The 19,187-nt window shown below is 42.7% G+C and carries 16 protein-coding genes and 2 pseudogenes; 4 read left to right on the top strand and 14 right to left on the bottom strand.

What is annotated here, in order from left to right:
• Positions 1–322: 322 nt before the first annotated feature.
• The 3 genes from LCU_RS09305 to LCU_RS09295 form a co-directional block, all read right to left on the bottom strand.
• Positions 323–1,435: a PIN/TRAM domain-containing protein gene (locus LCU_RS09305; protein WP_004265009.1), complete on the bottom strand. Its 1,113-nt coding sequence runs from the start codon at positions 1,433–1,435 to the stop codon at positions 323–325.
• 30 nt (positions 1,436–1,465) lie between these two features.
• Positions 1,466–2,830: a DNA repair protein RadA gene (gene radA, locus LCU_RS09300; protein ID WP_039098345.1), complete on the bottom strand. Its 1,365-nt coding sequence runs from the start codon at positions 2,828–2,830 to the stop codon at positions 1,466–1,468.
• A gap of 78 nt (positions 2,831–2,908) precedes the next feature.
• A complete protein-coding gene (locus tag LCU_RS09295) occupies positions 2,909–3,448 on the bottom strand; it encodes a dCTP deaminase/dUTPase family protein (protein WP_004265089.1) in 540 nt (179 codons plus the stop codon).
• 180 nt (positions 3,449–3,628) lie between these two features.
• Between LCU_RS09295 and rpiA the strand changes: the two genes are divergently transcribed.
• From rpiA to LCU_RS09280, 3 genes are all read left to right on the top strand, one after another.
• The gene (gene rpiA, locus LCU_RS09290; protein WP_056966947.1) at positions 3,629–4,312 is read left to right on the top strand and encodes a ribose-5-phosphate isomerase RpiA; all 684 of its coding nucleotides are present in this window, start codon (positions 3,629–3,631) and stop codon (positions 4,310–4,312) included.
• A gap of 287 nt (positions 4,313–4,599) precedes the next feature.
• Positions 4,600–5,922, top strand: a complete 1,323-nt coding sequence (locus LCU_RS09285; RefSeq protein ID WP_056966945.1) for a C1 family peptidase — start codon at positions 4,600–4,602, stop codon at positions 5,920–5,922.
• Between the two features lie 307 nt (positions 5,923–6,229).
• Positions 6,230–7,576: a C1 family peptidase gene (locus LCU_RS09280; RefSeq protein WP_056967168.1), complete on the top strand. Its 1,347-nt coding sequence runs from the start codon at positions 6,230–6,232 to the stop codon at positions 7,574–7,576.
• A 142-nt stretch (positions 7,577–7,718) separates the two neighbouring features.
• On the opposite strand, the gene LCU_RS09275 is transcribed toward LCU_RS09280, so the two are convergent.
• From LCU_RS09275 to LCU_RS09240, 8 genes and pseudogenes are all read right to left on the bottom strand, one after another.
• Entirely contained in the window at positions 7,719–9,041 is a 1,323-nt protein-coding gene (locus LCU_RS09275; protein ID WP_081038347.1) for a Sapep family Mn(2+)-dependent dipeptidase, read from the bottom strand.
• An 18-nt stretch (positions 9,042–9,059) separates the two neighbouring features.
• Positions 9,060–10,376 carry a PTS sugar transporter subunit IIC gene (locus LCU_RS09270; protein ID WP_056967007.1) on the bottom strand — a complete coding sequence of 439 codons (1,317 nt, stop codon included), beginning with the start codon at positions 10,374–10,376 and terminating at the stop codon, positions 9,060–9,062.
• A 15-nt stretch (positions 10,377–10,391) separates the two neighbouring features.
• Positions 10,392–10,903, bottom strand: a pseudogene (locus LCU_RS09265) (GrdB-related putative oxidoreductase).
• 14 nt (positions 10,904–10,917) lie between these two features.
• Positions 10,918–11,238 (bottom strand): UTRA domain-containing protein, encoded by a 321-nt coding sequence (locus LCU_RS10130; RefSeq protein WP_235805442.1) that lies wholly within the window; start codon positions 11,236–11,238, stop codon positions 10,918–10,920.
• Positions 11,239–11,282: 44 nt separating this feature from the next.
• The gene (locus LCU_RS10125; RefSeq protein ID WP_235805441.1) at positions 11,283–11,636 is read right to left on the bottom strand and encodes a GntR family transcriptional regulator; all 354 of its coding nucleotides are present in this window, start codon (positions 11,634–11,636) and stop codon (positions 11,283–11,285) included.
• Between the two features lie 14 nt (positions 11,637–11,650).
• Positions 11,651–12,608, bottom strand: a pseudogene (locus tag LCU_RS09255) (glycosylasparaginase).
• Positions 12,609–12,685: 77 nt separating this feature from the next.
• Entirely contained in the window at positions 12,686–13,615 is a 930-nt protein-coding gene (locus LCU_RS09250; protein WP_003592463.1) for an IS30-like element ISLpl1 family transposase, read from the bottom strand.
• Positions 13,616–13,763: 148 nt separating this feature from the next.
• Entirely contained in the window at positions 13,764–14,702 is a 939-nt protein-coding gene (locus tag LCU_RS09240; protein ID WP_056967172.1) for a UbiA family prenyltransferase, read from the bottom strand.
• Between the two features lie 180 nt (positions 14,703–14,882).
• On the opposite strand from LCU_RS09240, the gene LCU_RS09230 reads away from it, so the two are divergent.
• Complete coding sequence (locus tag LCU_RS09230; protein WP_003592463.1) at positions 14,883–15,812, top strand: IS30-like element ISLpl1 family transposase; 930 nt, start codon at positions 14,883–14,885, stop codon at positions 15,810–15,812.
• 110 nt (positions 15,813–15,922) lie between these two features.
• On the opposite strand, the gene LCU_RS09225 is transcribed toward LCU_RS09230, so the two are convergent.
• Genes LCU_RS09225 through LCU_RS09215 form a run of 3 tightly spaced genes read right to left on the bottom strand, consistent with a single transcriptional unit; the run spans position 15,923 to position 18,886 of the window.
• Positions 15,923–16,828, bottom strand: coding sequence for a glycine betaine ABC transporter substrate-binding protein (locus tag LCU_RS09225; RefSeq protein ID WP_004265175.1), 906 nt, complete (start codon positions 16,826–16,828; stop codon positions 15,923–15,925).
• 11 nt (positions 16,829–16,839) lie between these two features.
• A complete protein-coding gene (locus LCU_RS09220) occupies positions 16,840–17,682 on the bottom strand; it encodes an ABC transporter permease (protein ID WP_039098356.1) in 843 nt (280 codons plus the stop codon).
• Positions 17,683–17,686: 4 nt separating this feature from the next.
• The gene (locus tag LCU_RS09215) at positions 17,687–18,886 is read right to left on the bottom strand and encodes a quaternary amine ABC transporter ATP-binding protein (RefSeq protein ID WP_054644675.1); all 1,200 of its coding nucleotides are present in this window, start codon (positions 18,884–18,886) and stop codon (positions 17,687–17,689) included.
• Between the last annotated feature and the right edge of the window lie 301 nt (positions 18,887–19,187).

Genomic DNA, 19,187 nt, shown 5'->3' with positions numbered 1-19,187 from the left:
GGCAAATGCTCGAAGTCAAACCGTTTCAAACGCACTCTTCCAAATAAAAAGCGTCCTTTGTTGGTTAACAAAAGACGCCGATTGAGCGTGGTTCCACTTTTCTTTGCAAAAATGCCTTGAACAGGTAACGGTGTCCCGGCTAAGTCACAAAGTCACTTGGCATTTCAGAGGTGCATTTCGATGGGTCAATCGGCTTTCTTCCAGCAATTCGAAAGCTCTCTTAACAATTGGCATCATCTACTTCTTCTCTTCATCAATTTTAACGGTTTAGTTGGTCTCCATGATACAGATTATTGACGACCGTGTAAAGTGTTCTGCGTGGCTATTTTTCTTTCAAGCCTTTTTGTTGATGCGCTGGTCTGGCAAAAATCATCCGCCCCGCAGCGGTTTGAAGCGCACTTGTCACAATGACTTCTAGCGGTTTATTTAAGTAATGTTGGCCATCTTCAACAACGATCATCGTGCCATCATCAAGATAAGCAACCCCTTGTTGTCGTTCTGTTCCGGCTTTCACCACCGTCACGGTCATCGCTTCTCCAGGTAAAACTGCGGGCTTCAACGTATTAGCGAGTTGATTGATATTGAAGACCGGTACGTTTTGAAATTCACAGACCTTGTTCAAGTTATAATCATTCGTCACGACAATCCCATCAAGTAATTTTGCCAATTTAACGAGTTTACTATCGACTTCCGTTAAATCTTCGAAATCACCGTCGTACATTTCAACAGACAAGCTATCATCTTTTTGAATATCGTTTAAGATATCCAATCCACGGCGCCCACGTGCCCGCTTCAAATTATCAGCGGAATCTGAAATTAATTGTAGTTCATGTAAGACAAAGTTTGGCACCATCAATGTGCCTTCGATAAAGCCCGTCTTAGCAATTTCTTTTATTCGGCCGTCAATAATCACACTCGTATCTAGAATCTTATACTTACGGAAATTATCGCCGACTTTACGTTCTAATACATCAGCATTGCGTTTCTTAGGTTGCATCAAACGGCGCCATTCTTCCATTCGCGTTGTCCCAATTCGAAAGCCGAGATACCCTAAGGCAATCATCAATAAAATGGGCACAACTGTATTTAATGCAAAAATGGGCATCCGGTATAGCGGAATCGAAACAACGTTTGCTAATAACAATCCAATTAGTGAAAAAACACTCCCAAATAAAATAAAACTAGGTGATTGTTTCGTTAAGGCTTTTTCAAGCCGGTGCATAGCTCTCAACATTGGTGTTGCCAGCGCCAAGAATAATAGATAGAAAATAATGGCCCCTAAAATGGCGTTAGTAATACCGTTATTGAGATACATCATGTCTTCCAAATGAACTAATGGCCAAAATACTGGGAACGCCGTAATTCCAAGCGCACCTCCTAAGATAATGAACACAATTCCTAATATTCTTTTTTTAGTAAATCGTTTTTGTTGCATCGTTCAACCTCCTCTCGCTCCAACTTATGCCTAGTTGAATACTTTCTTTAAAGTTTCTGCAATCGTGGTCACACCAATCACTTGAATATCCGTCGGTGCGTCCCACCCTTGTAAGTTATTCTTTGGTACATAAATACGTTTAAAGCCTAATTTAGCAGCTTCACTGACGCGTTGTTCAATCCGGTTGACCCGGCGAATTTCACCAGTCAGACCGATTTCACCGACGAAACAATCAGTTGGTGGAATTTCTTTATCCCGATAGCTTGATGCAATCGAAACAGCCATCGCCAAATCAATCGCAGGTTCATCTAATTTAACACCGCCAGTTGCTTTTAAATACGCATCTTGGTTCGATAACATGAGACTAGCACGCTTTTCAAGCACCGCCATAATCAAGGAGACTCGATTATGATCTAACCCTGAAGACGTGCGCTTTGCATTCCCGAATAGTGTTGGGGTAATTAGGGTCTGTAACTCGACCAAGATGGGTCGCGTGCCTTCCATCGAAACAACCACGGCTGAACCTGTCGCCCCTGCCAAACGTTCTTCTAGGAAAATCTCGGATGGGTTCGCGACTTCTTTTAAGCCGGCTTCACGCATTTCGAAAATCCCAATCTCATTGGTTGAACCAAACCGGTTCTTAACCGAGCGAAGAATGCGGTAAGTATGATGCGTATCCCCTTCAAAGTACAACACAGTATCTACCATGTGCTCCAAAATCTTAGGACCGGCAATAGCGCCCTCTTTAGTGACATGCCCAACCACAAAAATCGTAATCTGGTTCGTCTTCGCAATGCGCATCAATTCAGCGGTGACTTGACGCACTTGTGAAACACTACCGACTGCGGAAGTCACTTCTGGTTCGCTCATCGTTTGAATTGAATCAATCACCACAAAGTCGGGTTTCATTGTTTCAATCTGATGCCGAATATTGCCCATATCCGTTTCAGGATATAAGTAAAGTTGATCGCCATTCACATCAAGCCGGTTAGCCCGCATCTTAATCTGGGATGCACTTTCTTCACCAGAAACATAAAGAATCTTACCAACCTTTTCAAGTTGTCCGGAAACTTGTAGGAGTAACGTTGATTTTCCAATCCCAGGATCCCCACCAATTAGAATCAATGAGCCCGGTACCACTCCACCGCCAAGCACGCGGTTGAGTTCGTTTAATTCAGTTTTAATACGCGGTTCCTTTTGAATATTAACGGTGCTGATTTGTTCTGGTTCAGTTGCCCGCCCTGAAATCGTAAAACTTGATTTCGCGCTAGCTGCAGGTTGTTCACGTTCTTCGACCATTTGGTTCCAAGCGCCACAATTCGGGCACCGACCTAAGAATCTCGGGGAACTATAGCCACAATTTTGGCAAACAAACTGAGTCTTAATTTTAGCCACAAAGATTCTCCTTCATTATCGAGATTAGTTTTATTTTAACATAAGTTTGTGAATTTTCGGCGACCTAGCGATTAACGTTTAGCGACCAGATGAGCCAAACCCACCCGTTCGTTTGGTGGTTACCGTCGCTTCATCATCTGCGACTAAATATGGCATGAAGATGCCTTGTCCAATTCGTTCACCTTTTTTCAAGATAACATCCCGCGGACTGAAGTTAACCATTTGGATAAAAATTTCACCTTCGTTGGCATCATTGCCGTAGTAATCCGCATCGATAATGCCGACGCCGTTGGGTAAAATTAACCCTTTTTTGAGTGGGTTGCTTGAACGATTGGCGATCATTAAATATTCGTCGTCTTGCATGTAAGCCTTAATCCCGGTCGGTACTAGAAAGGGTTTCAATGTTTTTGATGCACGTTCAAAATCGTCATCCACTAACGGTTTGCCATTTCGAATCATTCGGAACAAACGCACAAAGTTGTAATGCCAGATTGATGGCAACACGAAGTCCTCCGCACAAGCAAAGTCGTAGCCCGCCGAATGCGCTGTTGAACGCACCGGTAAACTCAATCCCGCCTCTTGGTATTTGGTCACAATTTCAAAGCCGCGTTTTTTCATTCCTAAAACTCCTAATATTATCGCCCATTTGGGTTCTTTTTGTACCACTGTATCATACCATGAAACCGCGGAGGCTGTGAATAATGCCTAAGACTGATTTAATTAAAAATTTAACAAAAAGCGCCCAATTAAAGCGTTTTTTTCGTATAATAGATTTATTAATACAAAAGGGGTGTCTTGATGGATAAGAATGCAATGAAAAAGATGGCAGCTGAACGCTCAGTGGATTTTGTCGAAGATAACATGATTTTAGGACTCGGAACAGGTTCAACAGTAGTTTACATGGTGGAAGCCCTTGCAAAACGGGTACAAGCAGAACACCTCAACTTAACATGTGTCTGCACCTCAATTCGTACTGAAGAACAAGCCAAATCACTTGGGATTCCGGTCAAAGCACTCAACCATGTCGACCACATTGATTTAACCATCGATGGTGCCGATGAAGTCGATGCCAACTTCCAAGGGATTAAAGGCGGCGGTGCTGCGCACTTATTCGAAAAATTAGTCGCAACTACTTCAACCCGCAACATTTGGATTGTCGATCAAGAAAAAGTGGTCGATACAATCGGTCGCTTCCCACTACCAGTTGAAGTGATTCCATTTGGCAGCCAACAAGTGTTCAACAAAATGGCTAAAGAAGGCTTAAATCCAGAATTCCGGATGACTGCAGACGGCCAACACGTCTTAACTGATTCTAAAAACTACGTCATCGATTTACACCTCAACCAAGTCCAACATCCCCACCTACTGGCATCATGGCTCAGTGAACAAGTCGGCGTTGTTGAACATGGCCTATTCCTAGACATCGTCGACCAAGTCGTGGTTGGCGCACCTGATGGCGTGAAGATTTTAACAGCAAAATAAAGCGTGCGTTTAAAGCAGATTTGACACTGTGCACTAGCACAGTGTTTTAAATGACCGACAAAATCGGTCGTTTGCAATACGTAGCTAAGCGCAAGCGTCAGCTTTAAAAAGCACGTTTCCAAACGAACCCTCAGCGGTTCGTTTTTTTGTGTCCCGTGCTCTCATATAAATCGTTTTCTTTCACATTTATCAATCACCATTCTTTTAGCTTTATCCCCGTTATTCGGTTTACATCTCCCATCTAATCAACTAGAATTAAACTAATTCAAAAATTAAGGAGTGATTAGATGACCCAAGAAATTACACATAATAATTTAATCAAGATGCGGACCGCTTTAGCTGGCGTGCCACAAGCAACGACGCTCAAAAATGCTGTGATGACGAATGGCATTAACGCCGTTAGTCAACGCCCCGATGCTGCCGTCACCCTTGATCCAACCTACTCAATCGACCTCCCCACTGGTGATGTCAGCTTTCAAAAAAAGAGTGGGCGGTGCTGGTTATTTGCCACTCTAAATACATTACGCCACGATTTCGAACAGAAATATCACGTTAAGAATTTCGAACTCTCCCAAAATTATCTATCTTTCTGGGATCGCATCGAAAAGGCGAACCTCTTTTATGAAAAGATTTTAGCAACTGCCGACAAGCCGATTACGGATCGCGAAGTCGCCTTCACCCTCGCTGGTCCCGATTTTGACGGTGGCCAATGGGACAACGCAGTGGCACTGATTCAAAAATACGGTGCTGTGCCCAAGTCGGTCATGCCCGAAACTTATAACAGTGACTTAACCACTGAATTCAACAGCACTCTTAATTTGAAACTGCGCAAAGATGCGATTCAATTACGGCAACTTGTTGCTGACAACGCTAGCGAAACAACCATCAGTGAAACGCGGACTGGTTTCTTAAGTGAAATCTATCGGCTATGTGTTTACGCATTCGGCGAACCAGTCGAAACGTTTGACTTCACCTATCGCGATGACGACCAAAATTACCATGAAGACCGCGGTTTAACCCCGCAAAGTTTCTATCAAAAATATCTCAATCGCAACTTTGACGACTACATCACCGTTGTCAGCAGCCCCCAAACAAGTAAACAATACAACCAACTCTACAGTTTAGAATCGCAAAACACGGTAGTCGAAGGTCACCCAATGCGCCTCTTAAACTTACCCCCTGAACGTTTAAAAGCACTGGCTATCCAATCCTTACAAAACGGTGAAACAATTTGGTTTGGCAATGACGTGCTCGCGGATATGGACCGACAAAAAGGCTGGCTTGATCGCAACCTTTACGACTATTCTGGACTCTTTGGTTTCGATTTGACGATGCCAAAAGACCAACGACTTGACTACCGACAAGGCGTTGTTTCCCACGCGATGACCCTCACCGGTGTCGACCTCGTAAACGACCAACCAACGAAATGGAAAGTCGAAAACACATGGAGTGCCAAAGTCGGTACAAAAGGTTACTTCAGTATGAGCGACGCTTGGTTTGACGACTACGTTTACGAGGTAATTGTCAAAAAAGCGTACCTTACAAAAGAAGAACAAGCCGCACTCACAAAAACCCCAATTAAGCTAGACCCATGGGACGCACTGCAATAGAGTGCGTAGTAAGCCGAGTTTATCCTGAGGATTAACACAGAACGGCGAAGGATTGCGCCAGCAATCGTTTGACGTTCAGGGTTAACCGGAAGGATATGGCTTACGGAGCACGTTTCAAATCAGAGTGCGCCATCAACGGGTTACTTCTGAGCACTTACAGCACTTGACGAATTGGCAATGCAGTCGCCGATTTGGCAAGTGAGGTAAGGCGGAAGAAGTTGTTGATGAAAGCACGTTTCAAAAAAATAATGCCATTCAAACCGGGTAATTTAATTTAACCCACCAAATTTTAGAGGAGGTTTTCCACATGGTTCAACCCATTACAGCAAAAGATATTCAACAATTCAAAGCCGATTTCAAGGCAACACCACAATCCAACACAATTAAAAATGCCATTATGAACAACGGCTTTTTAGCCACGAGTGCTAATACCGATTCAAAAGCCAAAATGGCCCCCGTTTTTTCAATCGACTTAGATACCGGTGCCGTTTCCAATCAAAAGCAATCTGGTCGTTGCTGGATGTTCGCCGCGTTAAATACAATGCGCCACAGCCTCCAAGACCAATTCAAAATTAAGGATTTCGAATTGTCCCAAAACTACACCAACTTCTGGGACAAATTCGAAAAATCAAACTACTTCTACGAAAACGTCTTGAAGACTGCCAGCCAACCAATTGGCGACCGCAAAGTCGACTTCTTAATGACAACGCCCCAACAAGATGGCGGCCAATGGGACATGCTCTGCGCACTCATCGAAAAATACGGGATTGTACCTAAGTCAGTCATGCCCGAAACATATAATAGTGAAAAATCAAGCGAACTCAACGGCGTTTTGAACCTTAAACTCCGTAAAGATGCCGTTACATTACGCCAATTAGTAGCCGACGGTGTTAGCGAAGCCGACATCCAAGCTAAAAAAGACGCGATGTTAACCGAAGTTTACCGGATGCTCGTTTATGCATTGGGCGAACCACCCGTTGAATTCGACTTTGAATACCGCGATGATGATCACAACTATCACATCGAAAAAGGCCTCACACCGCAAACGTTCTATCAAAAATACGTTGGCTGGGACCTCGAAAATTACGTTTCATTGATTAACTCACCAACTGCCGACAAACCATACAACCACTTATACAGCGTTGAAATGTTGGGCAATGTGGTCGGTGGCCGTGAAGTGCGGCATTTAAACCTCGACATCGACACCTTCAAACAACTCGCGATTAAACAACTACAAGCAGGTGAATCCGTTTGGTTCGGTAGCGATGTAGGCCAATCATCTGATCGCAAACTCGGCATCATGGACACTGAAATTTATCAAAAAGATGCCATGCTCGGCATGGATCTTTCAATTTCTAAAGGCGAACGCCTTGATTACGGTGAAAGTCTCATGACCCATGCGATGGTCATCACCGGTGTCGACCTCGTCGATGGTCAACCAACCAAATGGAAGGTTGAAAACTCATGGGGTGACAAAGTTGGGACGAAAGGTTACTTCGTCATGAGTGATAGTTGGTTTGACGAATTTGTTTATCAAATCGTGATCAACAAACGCTTCTTAACGGATGAAATGAAACGCATTGAAACAGAAGAATACGATCACCCAACCGTTCTCGCACCATGGGATCCAATGGGCGCATTAGCAAGTCGCTAAACAGTAAAAGGGGCTGAGACAAAAGCAAATTTTGTCTCAGCCCCTTTTTTGATATTAGAACTTTAATCGTCTAAACGTGTTCTTATAAGTCATCCCCTTCCGGCTAATCCTCAGGGTATCCCGACTTATGGCACACGCTTTTTTATGTTCCAGTACCGACTGCGAGCAAGCTATCATAATAAATCTGCATCATCATTTGCCAGTCACTGAATTGAAGCCATTCATCCCCTTTATGGGCAATCCCTTTTTGACCTGGAAATGATGGGCCAAACGCGATGATGTTCGGTAACGCGCGCGCATAAGTCACGCCCGTTGTTGTGACCGGTGTGCCATCCAAACCAGTATCTGCCGCATAAATCGCAGAGGGTTGTTGAATAAATGGCAATGTTGGATCAGTAACTTGCGATGGATAACGCCGTTTAACCGTCAACGTCATCCCCGGCAACATGGCAGCTTTAATCCCAGTTAACAACTGATCTTCCGTCACTGGGATTGGGTAACGACATGTCAGATGCACACTTAACTGTTGGGCTTCAATCGATACCCCATAAAAAGCAAGTTGCAATGCTCCTGATGCTTCATCTTGATAATTAATCCCCAAGTTTTCCCCAGTTGACTGCGTCCCGATTTTAGCGGCTACCCATTGATAAAATTGACCCGTTTGACCAGTGAGTTGACTTGCATCGGCAACTAACTTCGGTAACACATTATCCGCCATTTCGGGGGCATTGCTAGGTGCCTTTTTGCCGTGATAAGTTTTAACCGTGCCATCGGCCAAAATCAGCTGTGCATGATCTGGCAGATAACTTTTAGCGAACCGTCCTTCAATCGCCGTAATTTGTTGCTCAGAGCCGTCCGTAATCGGTAACGCTAACTGGACATCTAACAAGCCCCGTTCGCCGTAGACGGCTGGAAATTTACAATCTGGTGTGAATCCGGCATATGGTGCGGAATGTTCCGCCAAATAAATTGGCATATCCTGACTCCCAGATTCCTCATCAGTGCCAAAAATAATTCGGACGCGTTGTTTAAATGTTATCTTTTGCGTCTTAATCAGATACAGGGCAAATAATGTCGATAAAAGTGGTCCCTTATTATCCAAAACACCACGCCCATACAGCATATTATCTACCTGAGTCAGTTCAAATGGTGGATAATGCCAATCATCTTCAACATCCACGACATCTAAATGACCAAGAATCCCAAAATAAGTTGGCGCTTGCGTTTCGTCTGGTCCATATTCTGCCCAGCCAACACAATTGCCGACTTGCCCCGTCCTAAAGCCCATTCGATCAGCAATCGCCAACACTGTTTCCAATGCGCGTTTCGGACCAATTCCAAACGGCGCTTCAAACGTTTGCGCTCCACACACACTCGGCACGCGTAACACTTCCCGCAAGTCCGCTAAGAACTCATCAGCATGTGCTTCAAATAATGCCTTAAAATCTGCTCTAATCGGTTTCACAAGAATGGCTTCTTTCTATTAAATTTCGTCAAAATTAATATCAACATCGTCTAAGCCAGCCGCTTCGGCTTCTTCCGCCAAATACTGCCGATCAATCATCATGATAAATGGATAGTAAATTAAAATTCCAAGCACTAATTCAAATAATTGGAGGACTGACCCTGTCCAACTCCCAGTTGAAAGCCACCCAGAAATAATCGGTGGTGTTGTCCATGGCAACATAACGCCATTTGTATACGGTACCCATCCGAGTTGGAATACAATCCCTGAAATCAATGTATTTAAAACCGGTACGATAATGAATGGAATTGCAATAATTGGGTTTAAAACGACTGGCAAACCGAAGATAATCGGTTCGTTAATCCCGAAAATACCGGGGACAATTGCCAACTTACCCAATTCTTTGACGCGTTTTGACTTGCAGACGGTTAACATGACGATTAAGAGTGAGAGGGTACTCCCACCGCCACCGTATGTGGTGAAGATGTCAATAAATTGTTGGGTGAAAATATGTGGTAACTGCGTATGATTCTGGAATGCTGTTAAGTTATCTTGCGTCAGAACGAAGAAAATTGGTGACCACACACTGTTGGTGATAGTTGGACCATTAATCCCAAAACACCAGAGCAACATTGCGATGAAGTTATAAAGCAATACAGATGGCAATGAGTTGCCAGCACCTTTTAACGGTTGTTGCAGTAACGTGTAGATGAAATTGTAGGCCGTTTCGAAACTCGAAAGGCTAAAACCAATTCGAATTAAGAAGAAAACTAATACCACTAAGCCAGCCGGTAGTAAGGCATCGAATGATTCACTAACTGCAGGTGGCACACCATCTGGCATCTTAATTCGCCAGTTGCGTTTAATCGCAAAACGGTAAATTTCAACACTGACTAATGCGATAAAAATCCCTAGGAAAATCCCGTTAGGTCCCAAATACATTGTTTGAATGGCACCGATTGATTTTTTACCAACGGTGACAACAGTCGGTGTCAAAATTAAGAATGAAATAATAGCAATTGCACTGGTATGAATCGCTTGTAACCCTCGGTTTTTACCATAGGCATAGGATATCCCAAAACAAGCAAGCAACCCTGTAAAACTAAACACTAAATTAGAAACAGCACTAAACCATTCTGTCCAGTGCGGCCCTAAAATCCCACTCCAAAATTCAGTCCAACCAGGAATTGGAAAATTCCCAATCAGTAAGAAAATCGATGTCACGATAATCAATGGCGTAATGATTAAGAAACCATCTCGCAATGATCGGAGTACAACATTATTCCCCAGTTTAATCGCAACCGGCATCAAAATCTGTTCGAGTTTCTTTTGCATCGGTTTTGCCTCCTTTTAATAACAATATTGGTTAATAAAATCAGTAAAATCAGCGCCTTTAACCTTCATTTTGCATAACTGCAATGCGTGGTCGATTGAATCCGAAAGACCAGTACCACCCTTTTTTGGCATCTTCACAATCGTTATTTGATCTTGATACTGTTGAATTAAATCGGCATTCTTTTCGATCGCGGTCAGCCCAACAACCGGAATTGTTGTTTCTTTTTGAATAGTGGCTGCTAATTCACACGCCATCGTCGAAAAGTCCCGATAATCATAGGTCGGTCCCGCAATCACAACGTCTGCACCCATTTTCGCAACTTTCCGATTCACTTCGGCTTTGTTCGCCTGATAATAATCAGTTCCGCAATAAAAGGTCCCGATAATTTCAGAGTCCATTTTTTTTAATGCCTTATCGAGCGTATCCGCAGCACCCATCGCTAATTTTTTCCACCTAAAGGGGTATCCCCTTTTTCCTTACCACCTAATCCAGCTTGGATTTGATCCAACAAGACAATTACTTTCATTTAAAACCCTCCTTTTAATGTTCACGTTGCAAGATGTTATGGAACGTGTATTTATCAGCACGATAATGCGAGTTATCATAAAGAATTGGATAACCGTCCATTGAATACGCAACCGTGTGGGCTAGAAAAGCGGGTTGCCCTGGAGAGGTCTCAAGTAAGTCACTTAAGCCTTTTTCCAATACGACTGCTTCGAGTTCTTGGTTGGCATACCCGATTGGGATTGTTTGCTCAATCAAGCGGTAGAGTGACCCTTGTGCCTCATGGGCCGTTAATTCTGGTAGAATTTTTTGTTTCAGATAGATTTGTTCGTGGGTCATCGCTTCACCGTCTGCCATTCGCAAGCGTTCAATCTGCCAAACTGGCTCCTGTGGTGCTAAATCTAACTTGGAGGGGCCACATAGTCCGGATAAACGATTGTCCGGCGTAAATCTAACACCCGCGTGCTGACATCCAATTGAAACTGTTTGGCTGCTTCGGTAAAACCAACTAAACCAGATGAACCACTCGAAATTTTACTTTGTGTTGCAAGTACATAGGTGCCACGATTTCGATCGCGTACCACGACATGTTGTTTAACCAATAGATCGATTGCTTTGCGAATTGTTAGCCGCGTCGTTGAAAATTGATTGGCTAAATCCGTTTCCGATGGTAATTTCTGATGGATCCCATAGACCCCTTTTTGAATGTCATCTCGTAAGGCTTCTGCAATTTCAACGTATAGATACTTAACCATTCCAACCACTTCCTCTATTCAACTGGTGCTTTAATCCGTTTCGCGTAGGCTTCAAGCCATTCTGCTGAAATGGGTTCGATCACCGTCGTTTGACTTGGCCCTGGATTAGCCATAAAAATTTGTGGTGCCGCATCTTGATTGCCAGCTGCAAACGTAAACTCAACGTTCGTCGCCACGCCCCATTCACCTTGATTATTTAAGGCAACCAACGAAAACTCGCCAGCTTTGCCGTAGCGTTTTTTTAATTTCTCAACAAACGGATAGACTGCTTGATCACACGCTGCTTGTGGTGATAAACCGGTCCCCATCAGGCGCACAATCTCATATGAAAGACAGCCCTTCATTAAATAAATCTTCGCCTAACCCAGTAGCGGTTGCGCCACCGATTTCGCTATCCACGTAAAAGCCACTGCCAGATAATGCAGAATCACCAGTCCGCCCTGGTTTTTTCATAAATAATCCAGAAGTTGACGTCCCCGCTGCCATACCGGCAGCTTGATCCAAACTAACCATGCCAACTGTATCGTGACCATCATATGGGCTAAGATTTTTTTCGTTAATTTCTTTAATTCGTTGCATCCAGATTTTGTGTGCGCGTTCGGTCAACATATTACGGCTTTCAAAACCGTTAAACATCGCATATTGTGACGCTCCCGCACCAACCAAGAAACTATTAAAATGATCGTCACTTAATTGACGCGCAACTGAGATTGGGTTCTTCACATCACTAATTCCTGCAACAGCACCAATTGCAAAAGTGTTGCCATCCATGAATGCCGCATCCATCTCCACTAAGCCTTGCGCATTTGGCAAACCACCGTAACTGACCGATTTAAAGAAGGGGTAATCTTCCACTTTTTTGATAGCGGTTTCAATTGCATCCGTACTTTGCCCACCATTTTTTAAATCAGCCATCGCTTTTTGAATCCCTTCAAAGGCCATTCGCCAAGTCTCAATCATTGCATATGTCATAACTCTCATCTCCACATGTAAGCGTTTTAATAATCACGGTATAATCAAAATTGTATATACAATGGTAGATTGCAAATTTAATCCGAATTTTTGGACAAATTTGTCAGCATAACCTGATACGGTGTTTGCCAGTCGAGTATTTTAAGCGGTCGCTGGTTAATTTGGAGTAACGTCGTCGTTAAATCTTGAGCACTAATGTGCTCAAAACGAGTCCCTTTAGGATAAAAATAACGTAAATTCCGATTAAAGCGTTCATTACTACCACGTTCAGCTGGAGTATAAGCATGGCAGTAATAGGTCTTAATACCATATTGTGATTCAAGTGATACTAGCCCACTAAACTCAGTGCCACGGTCCACAGTAAAGCTGTGCACCGGACCATTAAAAGTGGTTAGGAACTTAGTTAGTGCTTCATTAACAGTCGCTGTCGTCCGATCTTTTAACCGGTATGCCCAAAGGAACCGTGATTTGCGATCGATTAAAGTTAATAAAACTGCCTTACTATGCCCACGAGGACCAACGACTGTATCTAGTTCAAAATCGCCGATGCGCTTACGTTGATTAATCATCATGGGACGCTGTTCAATTGATCGCCCCAAAGATTGATTATATTTGGATCGTTGGTCAACGTTACGCCGTTGGCGTACGCCATGTTCAGGTAGATCATTCAAGGAGAAGCCAATTCTCCCCTGATTTAGCCAATTATAAATAGATTTAGTAGCTAGTTTAAATTCGTGAGCAATCATTCCTGGTGACCAGCTTAGACGTAAATGGTTGAGAATTTTTTGCTTTAACTCATCGCTCAGCTTAGTTTTCCGACCACATCGTGATCGCTTGTATTCGGCATCTGTTTGTGCTAATTCAGCCTGATAAGGTTGACATCGAGATAATTCATAAGAAATTGTTGACGGTGATCGGTTCAGCCGAACGCCCATTTGGATATTGGACAGCCCTAGTTCACAAAAGGTTTCGATTTTAATTCGTTCGGAATAGGTTATACTAGACAAAAGATCAGCTCCTAAAAGATGGGTTTGTGGTAAACACCATTTTAAAGGAAGCTGATCTTTTTTGTCCGAACAGCGTTCGGATTAATTTTACAATCTACCCAATCAATACTTTTTTTGAAATAAAAAAGCCACCGCAGTGACTTTTCATTTAAAGATAGAGGCCAATCAACATTCCCACTAGCCAAAAACCGTTAAAGACAATTAGATTCTGAACCGCTGTACCAAATACAACGCGTTTTTCCTGACTCTTCTGTAATGCAAACCCATTACGTAACAAAGTTGGGCCACTCGCAAAAGCTAGCGCTGCTGGCCATGGATATAATTTCAGGCCAATCCCAACAATAATCACCACGTAACAACTATACGCACTAAGTTGATAAAGTTGAATGCCGCGCTTTTGACCAATGTAACTGATTAATGTGTGCCGCCCATTCTCTAAATCGACTGTGTAATCACAAATATTGTTCATTAACATCAAATTAGCAATCAGGAAGACAGTTGGTAAACTCGCCACAAACACCAAAATCACATTCAGCCAATTCAGTTGGAATAACATTAACGGCCCATCAAAGCGCAAATCGACCAACTGATCCGCCGGAACGTTGACATACACCGTCAAAAAGAAATTACCGAACCCTAATACCAGACTCGATAACAACTCACCCAGTGGTAATCGTGAAATTGGGAATGGGCCGTAAGTATATAAAATCCCGATTAAGATGAACAGAACACTGACGGCTAACACAATTAAATTTGTGCGCCAGACCAGAATCAGCCCCAGAACGGTTGCCGTACTTATAAAGCCGATCAACCAGCGTAAAGCAACCTTAGGGGCAATATTTTGTCGTCCTAATGCACTGGTTGATTGCTGGAGCGTTTCATTTTTAGCGAGGTGAAAGTCGTTGTAATTATTCCATCCCGTTGTGAAGACATCAATTAACACCAATGCACAGAAGTACAACACGGTATTGATCGGATCAATTTGGTGGAAATAATACAACGTAAAAAAGAACCCAGCCATAAAGGGAATCACGCTACCAACTTTAGTGCGTAATTCGATAAAATCTAAAAACGCCTTAACAGACATCTATTCCGCCTCCGATAACATTCAATAGTCCTATTCTAACAGAGAATGTCTAACAAATAAAAAAAGAGTCGGTTGGAACAAGGTAGATTGTAAAATTAATCCGAACGCTGTTCGGACAAAAAAGATCAGCTTCCTTTAAAATGGTGTTTACCACAAACCCATCTTTTAGGAGCTGATCTTTTGTCTAGTATAACCTATTCCGAACGAATTAAAATCGAAACCTTTTGTGAACTAGGGCTGTCCAATATCCAAATGGGCGTTCGGCTGAACCGATCACCGTCAACAATTTCTTATGAATTATCTCGATGTCAACCTTATCAGGCTGAATTAGCACAAACAGATGCCGAATACAAGCGATCACGATGTGGTCGGAAAACTAAGCTGAGCGATGAGTTAAAGCAAAAAATTCTCAACCATTTACGTCTAAGCTGGTCACCAGGAATGATTGCTCACGAATTTAAACTAGCTACTAAATCTATTTATAATTGGCTAAATCAGGGGAGAATTGGTTTCTCCTTGAATGATCTACCTGAACATGGCGTACGCCAACGGCGTAACGTTGACCAACGATCCAAATATAATCAATCTTTGGGGCGATCAATTGAACAGCGTCCCATGATGATTAATCAACGTAAGCGCATCGGCGATTTTGAACTAGATACAGTCGTTGGTCCTCGTGGGCATAGTAAGGCAGTTTTATTAACTTTAATCGATCGCAAATCACGGTTCCTTTGGGCATACCGGTTAAAAGATCGGACGACAGCGACTGTTAATGAAGCACTAACTAAGTTCCTAACCACTTTTAATGGTCCGGTGCACAGCTTTACTGTGGACCGTGGCACTGAGTTTAGTGGGCTAGTATCACTTGAATCACAATATGGTATTAAGACCTATTACTGCCATGCTTATACGCCAGCTGAACGTGGTAGTAATGAACGCTTTAATCGGAATTTACGTTATTTTTATCCTAAAGGGACTCGTTTTGAGCACATTAGTGCTCAAGATTTAACGACGACGTTACTCCAAATTAACCAGCGACCGCTTAAAATACTCGACTGGCAAACACCGTATCAGGTTATGCTGACAAATTTGTCCAAAAATTCGGATTAAATTTGCAATCTACCACAAAAGTAACTTTTGCCCTAACCGACTCTTTCAACAGCCGAAATTTGATCATCTAACCATGTTCTATCTGAACAGATCGCATACGCTGTTTGATTCTATTTTGTTTTCAAATCTTCAATCGAATTAATATTCGTCATATACTTCGGTACAGCTAAACCGACCTTAGCACCCTCTAAGTTCGGACCTAAGTCTTCAATCTGACCTTTGTAATCCTTGTAGTATAAACCAGAGGTCTTCGGTAACCATGCGGAAACTTGTGCATCGGCTGCTTTAGTTGCGACTGACGCCCACATCGGTTGAATTTCCATAGCTTGAATCGTTGGTTGATAACCTTGTTGACGTAAAACTTCAGCCACCACGTTAGTTGACGCGATTTCTGAATCCCAAGCCACATAGGTTAACTTAATTTTCGTGCCATGAACCTTTTTAACACCCTTAGTCCACTCAGCAACTTTTTCTGGATTGTCTTGAATCCAATCGCGCGCCGCCTTTTCAGGTTCAACACCGTCATTGACTTTAAGCATTACGGTCGACATTTCCTTTGGCGTCCAATGGAATCGATCTAAGATGGTATATGCTTCTGGCATATCCTTCTTTAGCCCCTTACGAACAACCGTATTAATGTGTTCAGCTTGACCAAAAACATTTTTGGGGTCTTTTAAAAACTTGATTGGATATTTAGTAAACATCCAATGTGGTTGCCAACCAGTAATGACGATTGGGCGTTTATCCGCAATCGCTTTGTCTAACGTACTGGTCATTGCCGCAGTTGAGCTGGTTTGCAACTGCCAGTTCTGATCATTCAAATGATACTTGTTAATTGCAGTTTGTGTGGATGCCATAATCCCAGCACCCGCGTCAATTCCGGTAATCGTGTAATTAATTTGACCGCCTAATTTCTCATCGGTAGCGTACGGCTTAGTTTGCGAACTGCAGGCCGTTAGAAGTGTGACGAGCCCCACTAAGGTGAAAAAAGCTATTAATTTATTCTTCTTAATCACTGAATCCCTCCTTAATGTTTACGTTGCCGGTTCAAAGCTTGGGTTAAACGATCAATAATAATCGCTAAGATTACGATTGCCAAGCCGGCTGCAAAACCGCCCCCAGCATCATTCCGGCCAACAGCAAAGTAAACTCGTGTTCCTAAGCCCATTGCTCCAATCATTGACGCAATCACGACCATTGATAAGGCCAACATCATACTTTGGTTAACCCCAGCCATTAAGGTCGATTTCGCCAATGGTAATTGAACCTTAATTAACTTTTGCCATTCAGTTGAGCCATATGAATCAGAGGCTTCGATCAATTCGGTTGGCACTTGGCGAATCCCAAGGTTTGTCATACGAACCGTTGGTGGCATGGCAAAAATCACTGATGCGAAAACGCCCGGGACCATCCCGATACCAAAGAAGGCAACGGCTGGAATTAAGTAAACAAATGCCGGCATTGTCTGCATGAAATCTAAGATGGGTTTAAATATTGCCTGGGCAATATCGCTTTTGGCCATCCAAATTCCAAGTGGCACCCCAATTACGAGGGAAATCAGACTCGAGGTTAACACTAACGTTAACGTTTGCGTCATATCCCGCCAGAAATCAAGGTTCCAAATCAAGAGTAGGCCGAGGACTTCAAAGATAATTAAACCCCATTTTTTGGTGTCGCGATTCGCTAAATAAGTGACGCCAGCGATAATCACGATGAATAACCAGATGGGGATTAAATCAAACACCCATTGGAAAGCGTTGATAATTCCGCCAATAAAATTCGTTAAACCATTAAAAAAGCCAGTAAATTGTGTCAGCCAATCGACAAAGTGATCCATCCAATTGGCAATTGGTAATTTAGCAATCGTCATTAAATTAAGCAAAATGGTTCACCTCGTTTCCTGCAAGTGCCCCTAAGACGGCCCCGCGAATAATAATCCCACGTAATTGTTGCTTATCATTTAAGACAGCAAACGGAATGCCCGTTTGCGAAATATCATCTAAGATATCAGCAATTGGTGTCTCTTCATCGGTTGTTGGAACTTCAGTATTCACGATTGATTGCAAATCACGACTTTCTTTGCGGACTAACTCAAGTACATCACGCGCATCAATAATCCCAACTAACTCACGTTTACTGTTGACAACGTAAGCATTAGAAACTTCATTTTCACGCATTCGTTTTAAGGCCAAACGAGGGCCATCTTTTTCAATATTAACAGTCGTTGGGCGAATCATAACGTTGCCGGCCGTGTAAACTTTACTACGATCAACGTTTTCGATGAATTTCTCTACATACTCGTCAGCAGGCCGTGTCAAGATATCTTCCGGTGTCCCGGTTTGAACGATTTCCCCATCCTTCATGATCATGATGTGGTCGCCGATTTTGAGCGCTTCATTTAAATCATGACTAATAAAGATAATTGTTTTGTGCATCGTTTCTTGCAAGTCGAGTAGTTGGTCTTGCATGTCAGAACGATTCAATGGATCAAGCGCAGAAAAAGCTTCGTCCATTAATAAAATCTCAGCATCATTCGCTAATGCACGCGCTAAACCAACCCGTTGTTGCATCCCACCAGATAATTGTGTCGGATACTGATCGCCATAACCATTTAAACCAACTAAATCGAGTGCTTCATTCGCTTTTTGTTCCCGTGTCGCCTTATCAATGCCTTGAATTTCAAGCCCATAGTCTGTATTTTCAAGAATCGTTCGATTTGGAAAGAGCCCAAAATTTTGGAATACCATGCTCATCTTTTTACGCCGGACTTCACGTAATGCCTTCTTATCAATCTGCATTAAATCCTCGCCATCGATTAATACACTACCTTCAGTAGGCTCAATCAACCGGTTGATCATCCGAACCAATGTTGATTTACCACTCCCAGATAGTCCCATAATGACAAAAATCTCGCCAGATTCTACTTCGAAGTTAGCCCGGTCGACACCGATTGTCGCACCTGTTTCCTTTAGAATCGCTGCTTTTGATTTTCCTTGTTTCAGTAATTCTTTGGCACGCGGCACGCGCTTACCAAATATTTTTGTTAGATTTTTGACTTGTAATTTGACAGTCATAGAATCCCCCTTTGATTTCATTTTCTGAAAACTATATCTAAAAAGTATACAGGTTTATTGTGAAAGTTGCACACCGTCCACTTTTATTCTCATTTTATTCTAATGTGATAGTTAGGTAACCAACTTTCTTTAAAAATTAAAAAATCGCTAGATGGGGCTTTATGTTAGTCTTTAAAAATCAGATTAGTTCTAAAACGGAACCAATCTGAAAATGCAACTATTTTCCTTTGTACATTAAAATTAAATGAGAATTAATCCCTTTTAAAATTCACAAGCCCTTAATTAGGCCATCAAAAAAAGC

The organism is Latilactobacillus curvatus JCM 1096 = DSM 20019 (assembly GCF_004101845.1).
GTDB classification, from domain to species: Bacteria; Bacillota; Bacilli; order Lactobacillales; family Lactobacillaceae; genus Latilactobacillus; species Latilactobacillus curvatus.
Note: the sequence above shows the minus strand (reverse complement) of the source record. Positions and strands in the feature narration are given on the sequence as shown.